The following is a 12,615-nucleotide window of genomic DNA, read 5'->3' on the forward strand; positions in this document are numbered from 1 at the left end:
TGTAGTAGGTTAAGTAGCTGGAATAATAAATTTTTAATAGACTTGGTATTATTTTGGCTACTTAACTTTTTTTTATTAAATGGACTAATTTTTAAACCTACCGCTTACCGCGTGTTTAACCACTCAAATACCAAACTACTCAAATTACCACTCCCTAAAACCCCTCCATACCATTGCAATAGCAAATAACTTGCCTGTGCATCGCCTTGCTGTGCCCCTTGTAGCAACCAAGCGACTGCTAAGTCAGAACCAATGCCTGATTGGTAAAAGCTTGCCATATAACTTACCCCTACCAAATCGGCCTCGCTGATTGTACGTGGTTTTAATGCCTCATCTAACCAAAACTGTCCTAACTTAAGATTAGGGGCAGAGTTTTTACCTGAAAAGTACCACAAACTTAACTGCAACTGTGCTGTTCTATTACCACGCTCTGCTGCACGGGAGTAATACGCTACTGCCGTATCATAATGCCCTTGACTAAACGACTCATCCGCCTGCGCAATCATCTCATCGGGGGTTAACATTGCTAGCGTATAACAGGGTAGACACACCCCTAACAAAAAAACAAAACGTTTTATCATTGCTCTAATAACCCTATTCGTTAATATTGCAATCATTGTAAAAGAGCCATGCTTGAAAAACAAATAACCAAATAGTGAAAAAGTATTGGCTTTACTGCATAAAAAGCCAATCAAAGAAATTACTTACGAGCAGTGTTAGAGGCTCTTAACCTTTCGGCAACGGGGTTAAATTCCTCCAACATACACAACGCATCATTTAATAAAAAGGCAGACACAGAAGACACCGCACGCAAACTGTCGGCTTCACTGCTACCATACTCATGAATTGAATCCAATAACTGTAATACAGCTTTTAACCTCTCCGTGGCACAGCGATACAACGCATCAGGCGAAGCATTCGCATTATAATAAATTACCCGATCATAACCACATTGAGAAACAAGATTAAACGGAACAAAACAACTTGTCTGCTCAAGTAAAGCGCTTAAACCTGATGGTTGACTGCTTTCTGGATTAGATTTCGTTGTTCGAGATTGTTTAATTGATTTAGGTATTCTAGCCATTTGACCACTCCTGTACGTTTCCTTAGAAGAAAACCTCCCCTCAAAATTAGGGAGGCGGAACTGTGCACAGGTTGGCAGACCGAGAACCAGCGGAATCGGCACACTCCGAAGAGTGTCCCGTACACAGCCCGCCATAAAATACAGGCGAAGCTACGCAAGCCCATGCTATAGATTTTGCTACAGCCCCACTATTGTATAGGCAGGTCGTTTAATTGGAAAGGGGTTTGTTATGTTGACTGTTTAATCGGTAGGTTTGATAATGCAGATAGTTTTTTATTCAGTACAAGGGAGTGAATATGCAGTTAAAAGGTTTTGGTTTTGCAGGCTATAGAAGCTTTGGTAATGAACTAGCCCTAATTGCACCGTTAAAAAAAATAAACTTTATTATTGGTCAAAATAATTCGGGTAAATCGAACATTATTAAATTCCTACATGAGCAAACGGGAACTTTAATAAAAAATATAGATAATGAATATAAAACAACTTTTCGTAGTGAACTTCATGATAAATTTGAGAATACTTATTTAGAAGAAGATTACCCATTACAAAAAGAGGGCATAGAATATAAACTGGCTTTTCCAGTAACATTTGATGAGTTTAAAGAAAAGGTTTTTTCTATTCAGCGTGTCTTCGATAGGTTACATAATCAAGTAAGAAATAATGATCAAGAATTAGTCTATTTTGAAGATTTACTAAAAAGGCTATTTGATATTGTTTTTCCTATCTATCATTCTTTAATTTGGTCAGTTTTCAATGATGGTTTAGTAAAGAAACCGAAATTTATATATCCTAATTATGAAACTATTAAAGATTCTTTCGAACAGCGAGAATGGAGTAGTTTAATAAATTGGGTATTAGGTAAAACTTATGATCAAATAAATAAAGAATTGTTAATGGCGCTTTGTAAAAACTTAGCCTATTACCCTGTGAATGCTCAATGGCCCACTATTAAATTAATTCTTGCAATTAGACAAGTCGCTTTAATTGAACAAGAAAAAGAAGATGATTTTAGTGGCTTAGGTTTAATCAATAAGTTGGCTAAGATTCAAAATCCTCATTATACCCAACAACAAGATAAGCATAAATTTGAAGCGATTAATCGATTTGCACAAACGGTGTTAGAGAATACAAGTGCCCGCATAGAAATACCTTATGCCCGAGATATGATTTTGGTACATATGGATGATAAAACCTTACCGCTTGAATCGCTCGGCACAGGTGTACATGAGGTGGTTATTATTGCAGCAGCAGCTACGATGCTTGATGAAACCGTACTCTGTATTGAAGAACCCGAATTACATCTACACCCTGTATTACAACGTAAATTAGTTCGTTACTTAGCTGAAAAGACGAGTAACCAATATTTATTCACAACCCATTCGGCTCATCTGTTGGATGCAGTAGAGGATGCTAGTATTTTTCATGTAACGTTAAAAGAGGGGCAATCCCATGTGGAGGTGATTACCACCGATCGCCAAAAAACAGAGATTTGTAAAAGCCTTGGCTATAAAGCCTCTGATCTATTACAAACAAACTGTATTATTTGGGTAGAAGGCCCATCGGACAGAACTTATATTAATTATTGGATTAAGGGCAAACGTTCTGATTTAATCGAAGGTATTCATTACAGCATTATGTTTTATGGCGGGCGTTTAGCTAGCCATTTGTGTGGTAGTTTTCAAGATGAACAAGAAGAAGCACTAGAAGAATTAATTAGTTTGAAAAGCTTAAATACTCATGCGGTTATTGTCATGGATAGTGATAAGAGTTCCGAGGATGATGAAATTAATCTCACTAAACAACGTCTATGTGATGAGTTTAATCAGGGTAATGGTTTTGCATGGATTACCAAAGGCCGAGAAATAGAAAACTATTTAGACCATGATAAAGTAGAGCAATGTGTTTTAGCCGTACATCCACAATCAGCCGAATCGTTAGAAAGCAAAGGTGATTGGAGTAATTTGCTTAAATATATACCTAAACAGAAAAAGAAAGCAGATGCACCTACACCTACAGCAGACAAAGTAAAGGTGGCAGAGATGTATATATCGCGTAATAAGGCTGATTACAGTAAGCTAGATTTAGATGAGCAAATTTTAAAGCTGGTTAAATTTATTTTAGAATCTAATGACAAAGTATAACGATTAAGGCATGTATTTATTTAGGGAGTAGTAATGGTTTATTTTAAGCGTTTTTTTGGCAAGCTGTTTGGTTTATTAATATTTAATGGCGCACTTTATGCGATTGTGAAAATCGTTATTTATATTGTGGGTGTGCTTTATTGGCAGGGCCTGTTGAATACGTTAGGCATTGATTATAGCTTTGTTAGGTTGGATGATTATAATCTTTATACGGATGGAGCTGTATTAAGTTTAAACTCATCATTTAAAGTTATTGTTTATATTTGTTTGTTTGGGTATTGTACAGCGATTTTTCTTTTTCTATTCGCTGATATGTTTTATTGGATTCAAGGTAAAGTAACACCCTGGTTTGAAGATGAAAAATTTAGGTTTAAAGTAAAAATACTTTTTGTTTTTTTTATCATAATACTAATTGCGCTAGTAGTGTTGTATACAGGTAAGATTATTGTTGGAAGTTACCAAAAAGGTAAAGAGGATGCATTAGCCATTATCAACAATCAGCAATTAACAACATCTGATAATAAAGATAAAGAAGTTTTTGATATTAAGAAAACCATTCAATTAAAAACAGGCAAGGTTCTAACAGGAGCTTTAGTGGGTTGCTCACAAGATCAGTGTATTATTTACAGTCAAAATAAAGCCTTTACCATTGAGAAAGATAAAATAGAGTCTTTAGTGAGTGAGTTTGATCTAAAAAAATAAAATACTGGGCTGTTTGGTAAATGATAAAAGTATAAGTATAAGTATAAGTAAAAAAATTAGATCCATCATTGATGGCAAATATGTCTCTTTTAAAATTGATCGTTTAGATATTCACTTTCTGTAGTTTTAGTGATTTGTAAAAGCTACTAGCCACTTCAAACAACATTGCTGTATTAGTTCTATTTCTAATACAGCAATTTTTTTACTATCTTTATTGTTCTCGGGCGGTGGGCTGGTTAAAGATTTGTTTAAACAGCGGTACGAGTCGTTTGTTTCCGTATTCTGAGAGATGGTTATCATCAAAATATAAAGGTTTGCCATCGTGTGATACTTGGCATTTTCCATTGGGGCATAAGTAGGGAACAGGGTCAAGTAGGACTGCGCCGCATTCATTTTTTGCTTTTTCCATGCTCTCAATGATAAAGCTGTTGAGTTGGTGGTAGTTTTTTAGGGTTGTTCCTTCAACTGTGGTCGGTTGAGCAAAGAATGATTCTCTTAGGAGTTTTTCAGGAACATTGAAGTTGGCTTCAGGAATCGGCTTGAGAATGTAAACAGGGTGTTTACGGCTGATTCGGCAGATAGTTTTTACGTAGTGGTCTTGGAACTCTTGGAGGAATTCTTTGGTGGGGCGTTGATGTGGCGTTGTGAAGTAGACGATAGGCGCCATTTTATCATTGCCTAGGTTGTTGTAGAGTCGGTTTACCATGAGCACGGGTGTATTTTCGTAGTCTTTATCAAGTAAAGCGAGTTTTTCTTTGATAAGGGTTTGGCAGCCGACGCGGCGGCTGATGGTAAATTTGATGTCTTCTATAATAGGGCAACCCATGTATGCCCAAAGTATGCTTGCCCCTTTGTCATTGGCTTGAAGCAGGGCGGAGAAGGTAACGTTAGCATGGCTATCGCCAAATACAATAATAGAGGGTTTTCCTGCACCTGCTTTACACTCAGGGTATGTGCTAAGGGCTTGTGTTTGTAAGCATTTGTTGTAGGGGTTTCTGGCATCTGAAATGCGTATGATGTCTCTGATGTATGAGGGAATGATGGCGATATCGCGGGTGCCGTGTTTTTTTGCAATCGAGGCTAAGCTAGCGGCAAGCCCCGTAATAATAGCAATAATAAGGATGTATTTTATGCATTCAACCCAGTAGCTATATTTGAGTTTAACGCGTGTTTCGATGAGTTGGTAAGAGAGTGCACCCAGTAATATAGAAACAATGATTCCCCCTGTCACGTAGTAGGGGTTTGTGAGTAAGCCTGCGGTGAGCAGTAATACAACCACAGGCCAATGCCATAGATAAACGGAGTAAGAGATTTTACCTAACCATTGGAAAGCGATGTTACTGGTGATGATGTTTTCTTGGTTGGCGCTAATAATAAGCATTGCGCCGATCACTGGGAATATTGCCCAGTAGCCTGGCCATTGAATGTCATCATTTAATAAGATGAGGCAAAGTAGCAGGGTGATTAGCCCTGTGTAGAAGAATAGGCTACGGGTGTTTTTGCTGAGTGATAGGGGAAATAAGAACACCAACCCACCGGCTAGCATTTCCCACGCTCGGGTTGGCAGTAGGTAAAAGGCACTGGTGGCATCAATGGGGGTATAGATGACGGATAAACCAAAGGAGGCCAAGGCACAAATAATTAAAATACTTTTAGTTAATGCTTTAGTTAAGAAGCGATTTAGTAGCAAAATGATGGCTGGGTAGATAATGTAAAATTGCCATTCAACAGAAAGCGACCATGTGTGGAGTAGCCAGTTGTCTTGTGCGGGTAGGGCAAAGTAGTCGCCTTCTTGGCTAAATGCGATGTTGGATGTGAATTGGATGGCGCTTTTTATTCCGCGCATGGTTTCTCGGTATTCGTGAGTCAGGAAGAAGAAGAAACCAAAAACTATTAGAAATAGGCACAGAACAGCCAGTGCAGGTATGATGCGACGCGCTCTATGTAAATAGAATTCAATAATTGAAAATTGGCTACGGTCTAGCTTGGTGAATATGATACCTGTCATTAAGTAACCCGAAATGACAAAGAAAATATCTACGCCCGCAAATCCTCCAGAAAAGCCGTAAATTTTAAAGTGGAAAAGCACAACAGCAATAACCGCTATGGCTCTTAGCCCATTTATATCTTTTCTAAATTTCATTATTCATCCGTCTGTAATCTATTTATAAAAGTTCTTTGTTAAATGGAGACTGTTTGACTATAAATAGTGCGATAAGTTTTTTATTGGTCAATTTTAATTAAATTATCATAAAAATGAATGAATTCTAACTTAATAATCGATGAGTTTATAGTTGTCTGATTGAATGATAAATATGTATGTGATGACTAATGAGCAAGACGTTTAATGAGTGTATAAGAATTTTTATTATTAGTTAATTCAATTGAAGTATTAGTTGGTAGGTATGGGTCTTTATTGTGGCAATAAACTATCCACAAAAACTGTGGATAACTTTGTTAATAACAGTTTAAAAAAACTTGCTAAGCATGGTAATAACTACCTTACAGACAGATTGTTTATTTTTTAAATTATTTTAAAAATGTTTAAAATCAATAAGTTATAATTTTATAAATAAATTTTAAAAAAGTTGACAAGTCTAGCCCCGTTTTTTCAGGCGGTGTTAATAAGTCAAGTTATTTACTGTACTTTTTTTAATTTTTTAGTCTTGCTTTTTTTGTTTAGATTGTTTCTTTATTGGTGTTATGTAGTGCGATCAAAAATTGTTGTGTTATTTGTTCCTCAAATAGTTTGATAACTTGCTGTTCTGAGTCAGCGATAAGGTCATGCTCAGCAAAGAAATGATCTCGTATTTCAGTTTCTTCGTGAGCGATAGCAGGTTGTTTACAGCCCTCTAAGGGAAAGGCTGGAGATAGTGCATAAAACTCTGTTTGAAAGACTATGCCTTTGAACTCGTTATCATGTTGATATATTTCAAGTCTAAAGGTGAAGTCATTTTCTGCACAGGTGATGTTATAGCGGTAGGTAGCCATCAGTTGATAGCGCTTTAGCGTGTTCATGGACTAATCTCCTCGTTGTTTTTTTATTATAAGGGGTTTGTTATGATGGTTGTTAGCGTATTTTTTAGCTTAGGCCCATTGCCTTGGAGAATAAAAACATTGGATAAAAGTAGTTTGGCTGGTTGTAATGTTCATGCTGTAGATCATCTGCAACCTTTAGTTATCACCGTGGCACGCTCTAGCCGTTATAAAGCATTATTTTTAGCTTTGGGAACGACGTGCTTTACATGTATTTTTTTATTTGCTTATTTTTCTGGACAATTGGGCTGGGAGTTTGCTCTTTTTTTCTTTTTAATGACGGTATTCGATAGCTATTTTGTGGTTAAGTATTGGTGTGCCTATTTAGTACCTGTTGTGGTACTGGATGGCGCACAGGTGTTGATTAATAATGTGATTAAATCTATTCCTGTGGAGCGAGTTGCTGCCTTTGATTATAAGCAAGATGTGATGGGAACATTGATCTTTACCGTAGATTGTGAGGAGACTGATCTGTTATTAAAACGTCGTTTGGGTGGGCCGATGGTATTGGAGCGCAATGGTTTATTTGAGTTAAGACTCATTGTCTATATCGGTAGTTTTGCGATACAAGGTAAGCGTTTGAAACCTGAACAGGTAAAACAGGCTGTGAGTGATTATATTGAACATGCAAAGTTGCGGTTAGTTCAGGATGATAGTTCTCTATAATAAGGTGTTTATAAGTTTGATTATCACTAAACTAAACTATCCACAAAAACTGTGGATAACTTTGTTAATAACAGTTTAAAAAAACGTGCTAAGCATGGTAATAACTACCTTACAGACAGATTGTTTATTTTTTAAATTGTTTTAAAATTGTTTAAAATCAATAGGTTATAATTTTATAAATAAATTTTAAAAAAGTTGACAAGTCTAGCCCCGTTTTTTCAGGCGGTGTTAATAAGTCAAGTTATTTACTGTACTTTTTTTAATTTTTTAATCTTGCCTTTTTGATTTTTTTATTATCAGTAAGTGTTAAAGCATTAAGAGATGTTTTTGCGGTAGGGTTGGGTAAAAATATAAAAGAGGGAGATACAAGATTTTATAAACAACACCTCAAGATTAATCTCTTTAAAAAGGTGTTGTATAAGTTAGAAGTAAGCAGTTTTAAACATTCACGCCCAATATGACATGAGAAGCCTTAAACAATGCAGACACTTTGCTGCCCTTGCTGAGGGTAAGATTTTGCACACTATCATTGGTGATGATCGCCACCAGTTGTTCACCACCAGGTAGGGTGATGGATACTTCAGAATTAACCGCACCTTTGTGAATTTCACTCACTGTGCCAGACAAGCAATTACGTGTAGAGACTTTGACATTATCCATCTCTGAGGCAAGTATAATAAAAGATGACTTAATTAATGCAAATGCTTTTGTACCAACGGCCAAACCTAAGTGTAAGGTACTTTCATGAGTAATAATAGCAGTAATGATTGTATCGTCGTTTAGTTTTAATTTGACTTCATCATTCACAGCCCCTGTGTTGATCTCGCTAACTTCACCATAAAAACAATTACGTGCACTGGTTTTCATTTTAATACTCCTGCTTGAGAGAGAAGATACATGGATGGTAGAAAATATTCGTTATGATTTTATCTTTAATCCTTAGATAACGATAGTGATTTATCCTGCCAAAAATAGAAAATTAAGATGTAATATTTTTTATTATTAGGCAAAATTATTATGTAAAAGCTGATATCTAATTGCTTAAATAATTTATCCACAAAAACTGTGGATAACTTTGTTGATAACAGTTTAAAAAAACGTGCTAAGCATGACAATAACTACCTTGCAGACAGATTGCTTATTTTTTGAATTAATTTAAAGTTATTTAAAATCAATTGGTTATGAGATTGTGGATTAATTATAAAATAGTTGACGGATCAAAGCCTGTTTTTTCAGGCAATGTTAATAAGTCAAGTTATTTACTGCATTTTTTTTGATTATTTAGGCGTACTTTTTTGTTTATTTAATGCTTGTTTTTTTAAAATAGTCGATGACTTCGGTTAAATAAAAAAATATACTTACATTTCATATGTTTATTTTAATTTATTAAGCAGATATTTATAACCCTCCAAGGTGCATAAGATAACACTGCTCAACTTCAGGTAATTGCTAGCCCCGTAGAAAATGCCTTTTGTCACTGCTAGACAAATGGTTTATGCAGTTTTAGAGTTTAGAAAGTCATAACGGATTTAATAAAGGATAAAAATAAGTGCTATGTTAGCCTCTAAAAAATATCTTGTACTGCTAAGTGCATTGCTTGCTTTATGCCTTATCGTCGGCGGGCTTTTTTATTATTGGTTAAAACTTCCATATAATTATGCATCGCAAAAACGTGTGGCAGAAAAATTTGTTCAGCTAATTTTTAATAACGAGCTTGAGCAAGCGTATGGGCTTATTTTAAAAAACCATTTCACTGCAAAAGATTTTAACGAGTTTAAAAAGCGAGCTAAAACAGAAATACGGGGGCAAGACAATTATAAAATTCTCTATGCATACCCTAAACAAACCAATGGAAATCGTTTGCGTCGTTTAATAAAAGGTGAAAAAGCAGATGAACCCAAGGTTTCTATCGAGTTCGATTCAGGGGTTTTATTTCGTGTGGTTGTTTGTAAGCTAGACAATAATCAGTGGAAAGTTTGCCGCTTTGATAGCCATGCAGGTTAAATATTTTATGTTATTTGTACTCAGGCTATGCGAGGGATTATTCCTTTTTATTGCGATGAAAGAGTGTTTTCCCAATCGGTAGAAAAATTATCCACAAAAACTGTGGATAACTTTGTTGATAACAGTTTAAAAAAACGTGCTAAGCATGATAATAACTACCTTACAGACAGATTGTTTATTTTTTAAATTAATTTAAAATGATTTAAAATCAACAAGTTATAAAATAAAGAATAAATTATAAGATAGTTGACAGGTAAAAGCCTGTTTTTTCAGGCAGTGTTAATAAGTCAAGTTTTTTACTGTGTTTATTTAATTTTTTTTCTGCTTTTTTCCTTTTTCCTTGCATTTTTAAATCATTATTTATAGAACGTGGTAGGCGAGTACTTACATGAGTGTTGTAGTAAAAACACTTTATTTATGCTTGATTACTGAGTGTTTTATACAAATACGCTATACTACGTTTGTTAAAAATCAACTGATTGATTTTATAACTATTTTGGAATGATGATAAGTTAAGGATTTTTTAAATGAGTAATAGCGTTAACAGCAGTACATCAAATCATATTGATTTACAAGCGCGTCTTTCTTGGTTTGCCTACGTACGAAGCATTATTGGCTTTGTTATTATTTTAGCCATAGTAGGCGTTATAGACTATATTTTCTTTCGTAATTCTAACGCAATATTTTACTCAATACTCGGTGTGGTAACCCTAATCTATTGGGGCTTAGTTATTTTATCAACCAGGGCCGTTAAAGTTTATTCCGATGAAGATGGCGTTTGGATTTTTGCAGGTATTTTCCCTTGGAACCGCGGCTCCAGTGGTATTAAATGGCGCGATTTAGATGAAGCGGTTTATTACACAGGTTTTTTTAGTTGGCTGTTTAAAAGTTATACCATCAAGCTCACCCACCGTTACACAAAAACTAATGAGATAGTTGTTGCAGATGTTTGGCGCGGTAATAAACTGGTTAAACAAATTAATGATAAACATATGGAAATGATCAAACATCTTGATAAGCAAGATGAACTAATAGAACGATAAATAATTTTATTCATAAGGTAAGAGTGTGTAGGAGATAAAGTGCAAACAATTTTATTAAGCATTATAGGGTGTTTAAGTTTCTTACCTGTTGATTTCCCTATACAGCTAATACCTAGCCAGCTAGAGGTTATTGAGTACCAAAAAGGACAAGTTATTGTTAATAAAACGTTAAACACCTCTCAAAAATTTATTGCTTATTTCGAAAAGAATAAAAAAGGCTGGTATTCTAGCTGTGTAAGTTATGCCCCCCATTATGTATTATCCTCACCTCAAATTCAGATCAATATTAGTGAGGAAAAGGTTATTGTAAACTATCGACATGAAAAGGAGAGCTATCAACAAATTACTAAAACAGTGGATACAGACGAGTTAAAAAAAATTATTGAGCAGCCTCAATAATCAAAGATATTTACATTATTGTGAGCGTATAGATAATAGGGAAAAATAACTATGCCTACCAAGCAAAAGCTTTCTTTTCTACATAAGATAGCCGAACCAATAGAACAATGGCTTATACAATTATTTTGTGGGGCATTAGGTGGCATTATTGGATGTTATTCTTTTCTATTCATGTCTTTAATGATGGAAATTAGAGGTACGACAAATGGCAGAATCGCCATGTTTATTGGTATTGTTATTGGTACGTGCCTAGGTATTTATTTAGCAAGGCGTATTAGTAAAAAACACCGTTCAAAATTTATTATATTAGCGGGCTTTTTATTAGTTTTAGTTATGCTTCTTTGGGCAACAGCACTTTAATAGCTATAGGTAAACAAATTAAATGACTGCGGTAGAGCAATAACAAAAAATAACAAAAAAACGCTGGTATTGCATGGATTGATAGCGTTAAATGATCATAACGCTTTACTAGGAAGTTAATATGTCAGAAAAACGTCTTACCCAAGAAAAAATACTCTCACTCCTTAATTGGGCATACGACAAAGCCATTTCAGGCTACTTAAAGTTTGACTCAGCCGAACAACTGGCGCAATCCTTTAAAGACCATCGCAGCACCAATGAGCAAGTAAACTCCTTGATTCGTTGGCAAAACACCAAAAGTGCTACCGTTGGCTTTATTACAGGTTCAGGCGGTGTATTCACTTTACCCGTGGCAGTGCCTGCTAATTTTGCCACCATTCTTTTAATACAGATTAGAATGATTGCCGCCATTGCACATCTAAACGGGCATGATATCAAAGATGAAAAAGTAAGAACCCTCGTTTACATCGCCCTGTGTGGTAACTCCGTTAAAAGCATCCTAAAAAAAACGGGAATTGATTTAGGCACAAAGGTTACCGCCACTCTTATACAAAAATACCTCACCCTTGAAATGATTGCACAAATCAATAAATCGGTAGGTTTTAAACTGCTCACCAAAACCAGTACATCGGGTGTTATTAACCTAGGTAAAGCCGTGCCTGTAGTCGGTGGCTTAATCGGCGGAGGGTTTGATGCCTTTACAACCAACCTTATCGGTAATGCCGCTCGCGATATTTTTGTAACAGAACAACTAAACACAAGTGTTGATCGTGAGATTATTCATTATGAAAAAGAAAATCACTGACCTGTTCTTTTCACCTTTTTAACATTTTTATAAGCTAAAAGTTCTCCACACAATATGGGTATACCGCATGCGCTTACTCACCTAGCTACTTGATTATAGTATAACCATGGACGTTAACGTTTTTCCTACGGTAAAAAAATACAGCGAAATGATAATCAGCTTTTTGTAGCCCATGGCGTGCCTTTGCTTGATCGGTAAACCAATAAAATCTACCTAGGCCCTAAAGTTAAGGATGTGGTTAAGATCGAGTTGTAACATTTGTATTATCAGCAGGGTATTAAAGTACCTATTAAAATTAATAAATCCAATTTATCCTTAGTATCACTCATGCTTTACTAGAGACTACCTTAAGCGTTTAGATGGTTTAAAAGGGCA

Annotated in this window: 13 protein-coding genes; 8 read left to right on the forward strand and 5 right to left on the reverse strand. The window is 35.4% G+C overall.

The annotated features are described in order from the left end of the window. Positions 1-104: 104 nt before the first annotated feature. Together DM558_RS02070 and DM558_RS02075 are read right to left on the reverse strand one after the other, a co-directional pair. Complete coding sequence (locus tag DM558_RS02070; protein WP_127161831.1) at positions 105-581, reverse strand: tetratricopeptide repeat protein; 477 nt, start codon at positions 579-581, stop codon at positions 105-107. Between the two features lie 119 nt (positions 582-700). Next, positions 701-1,084 (reverse strand): hypothetical protein, encoded by a 384-nt coding sequence (locus DM558_RS02075; RefSeq protein ID WP_127161832.1) that lies wholly within the window; start codon positions 1,082-1,084, stop codon positions 701-703. Positions 1,085-1,380: 296 nt separating this feature from the next. Between DM558_RS02075 and DM558_RS02080 the strand changes: the two genes are divergently transcribed. Then, positions 1,381-3,225, forward strand: coding sequence for an AAA family ATPase (locus DM558_RS02080; protein ID WP_127161833.1), 1,845 nt, complete (start codon positions 1,381-1,383; stop codon positions 3,223-3,225). Between the two features lie 33 nt (positions 3,226-3,258). Next, a complete protein-coding gene (locus DM558_RS02085; RefSeq protein WP_127161834.1) occupies positions 3,259-3,927 on the forward strand; it encodes a SurA N-terminal domain-containing protein in 669 nt (222 codons plus the stop codon). 211 nt (positions 3,928-4,138) lie between these two features. On the opposite strand, the gene DM558_RS02090 is transcribed toward DM558_RS02085, so the two are convergent. Continuing rightward, on the reverse strand, positions 4,139-6,070 hold the full coding sequence (locus tag DM558_RS02090) for an acyltransferase family protein (RefSeq protein WP_127161835.1): 1,932 nt from the start codon (positions 6,068-6,070) through the stop codon (positions 4,139-4,141). Positions 6,071-6,606: 536 nt separating this feature from the next. Next, positions 6,607-6,945: a hypothetical protein gene (locus tag DM558_RS02095; RefSeq protein ID WP_127161836.1), complete on the reverse strand. Its 339-nt coding sequence runs from the start codon at positions 6,943-6,945 to the stop codon at positions 6,607-6,609. Positions 6,946-6,987: 42 nt separating this feature from the next. Between DM558_RS02095 and DM558_RS02100 the strand changes: the two genes are divergently transcribed. Then, positions 6,988-7,629: a hypothetical protein gene (locus DM558_RS02100; RefSeq protein ID WP_127161837.1), complete on the forward strand. Its 642-nt coding sequence runs from the start codon at positions 6,988-6,990 to the stop codon at positions 7,627-7,629. 438 nt (positions 7,630-8,067) lie between these two features. On the opposite strand, the gene DM558_RS02105 is transcribed toward DM558_RS02100, so the two are convergent. Beyond that, positions 8,068-8,496, reverse strand: coding sequence for a TOBE domain-containing protein (locus DM558_RS02105; RefSeq protein ID WP_127161838.1), 429 nt, complete (start codon positions 8,494-8,496; stop codon positions 8,068-8,070). A 687-nt stretch (positions 8,497-9,183) separates the two neighbouring features. Here DM558_RS02105 and DM558_RS02110 point away from each other — a divergent pair. The 5 genes from DM558_RS02110 (at position 9,184) to DM558_RS02130 (ending at position 12,240) form a co-directional block, all read left to right on the forward strand. Then, positions 9,184-9,633, forward strand: coding sequence for a hypothetical protein (locus DM558_RS02110; RefSeq protein ID WP_127161839.1), 450 nt, complete (start codon positions 9,184-9,186; stop codon positions 9,631-9,633). A gap of 527 nt (positions 9,634-10,160) precedes the next feature. Further along, the gene (locus tag DM558_RS02115) at positions 10,161-10,676 is read left to right on the forward strand and encodes a hypothetical protein (RefSeq protein WP_127161840.1); all 516 of its coding nucleotides are present in this window, start codon (positions 10,161-10,163) and stop codon (positions 10,674-10,676) included. A 39-nt stretch (positions 10,677-10,715) separates the two neighbouring features. Then, positions 10,716-11,075: a hypothetical protein gene (locus DM558_RS02120; protein ID WP_127161841.1), complete on the forward strand. Its 360-nt coding sequence runs from the start codon at positions 10,716-10,718 to the stop codon at positions 11,073-11,075. 51 nt (positions 11,076-11,126) lie between these two features. Continuing rightward, on the forward strand, positions 11,127-11,435 hold the full coding sequence (locus DM558_RS02125; protein ID WP_127161842.1) for a hypothetical protein: 309 nt from the start codon (positions 11,127-11,129) through the stop codon (positions 11,433-11,435). Between the two features lie 121 nt (positions 11,436-11,556). After that, entirely contained in the window at positions 11,557-12,240 is a 684-nt protein-coding gene (locus DM558_RS02130; protein WP_127161843.1) for an EcsC family protein, read from the forward strand. Positions 12,241-12,615: the final 375 nt, after the last annotated feature.

The organism is Entomomonas moraniae, from assembly GCF_003991975.1.
GTDB lineage: Bacteria > Pseudomonadota > Gammaproteobacteria > Pseudomonadales > Pseudomonadaceae > Entomomonas > Entomomonas moraniae.

What these genes read in the sequence shown, in the direction of transcription:
- DM558_RS02115 (WP_127161840.1), top strand. Translation starts at nt 10,161, where the DNA reads ATGAGTAATAGCGTTAACAGCAGTACATCAAATCATATTGATTTACAA.
- DM558_RS02075 (WP_127161832.1), bottom strand. Translation starts at nt 1,084, where the DNA reads ATGGCTAGAATACCTAAATCAATTAAACAATCTCGAACAACGAAATCT.
- DM558_RS02110 (WP_127161839.1), top strand. Translation starts at nt 9,184, where the DNA reads ATGTTAGCCTCTAAAAAATATCTTGTACTGCTAAGTGCATTGCTTGCT.
- DM558_RS02125 (WP_127161842.1), top strand. Translation starts at nt 11,127, where the DNA reads ATGCCTACCAAGCAAAAGCTTTCTTTTCTACATAAGATAGCCGAACCA.
- DM558_RS02100 (WP_127161837.1), top strand. Translation starts at nt 6,988, where the DNA reads ATGATGGTTGTTAGCGTATTTTTTAGCTTAGGCCCATTGCCTTGGAGA.
- DM558_RS02130 (WP_127161843.1), top strand. Translation starts at nt 11,557, where the DNA reads ATGTCAGAAAAACGTCTTACCCAAGAAAAAATACTCTCACTCCTTAAT.
- DM558_RS02070 (WP_127161831.1), bottom strand. Translation starts at nt 581, where the DNA reads ATGATAAAACGTTTTGTTTTTTTGTTAGGGGTGTGTCTACCCTGTTAT.
- DM558_RS02080 (WP_127161833.1), top strand. Translation starts at nt 1,381, where the DNA reads ATGCAGTTAAAAGGTTTTGGTTTTGCAGGCTATAGAAGCTTTGGTAAT.
- DM558_RS02090 (WP_127161835.1), bottom strand. Translation starts at nt 6,070, where the DNA reads ATGAAATTTAGAAAAGATATAAATGGGCTAAGAGCCATAGCGGTTATT.
- DM558_RS02095 (WP_127161836.1), bottom strand. Translation starts at nt 6,945, where the DNA reads ATGAACACGCTAAAGCGCTATCAACTGATGGCTACCTACCGCTATAAC.
- DM558_RS02105 (WP_127161838.1), bottom strand. Translation starts at nt 8,496, where the DNA reads ATGAAAACCAGTGCACGTAATTGTTTTTATGGTGAAGTTAGCGAGATC.
- DM558_RS02085 (WP_127161834.1), top strand. Translation starts at nt 3,259, where the DNA reads ATGGTTTATTTTAAGCGTTTTTTTGGCAAGCTGTTTGGTTTATTAATA.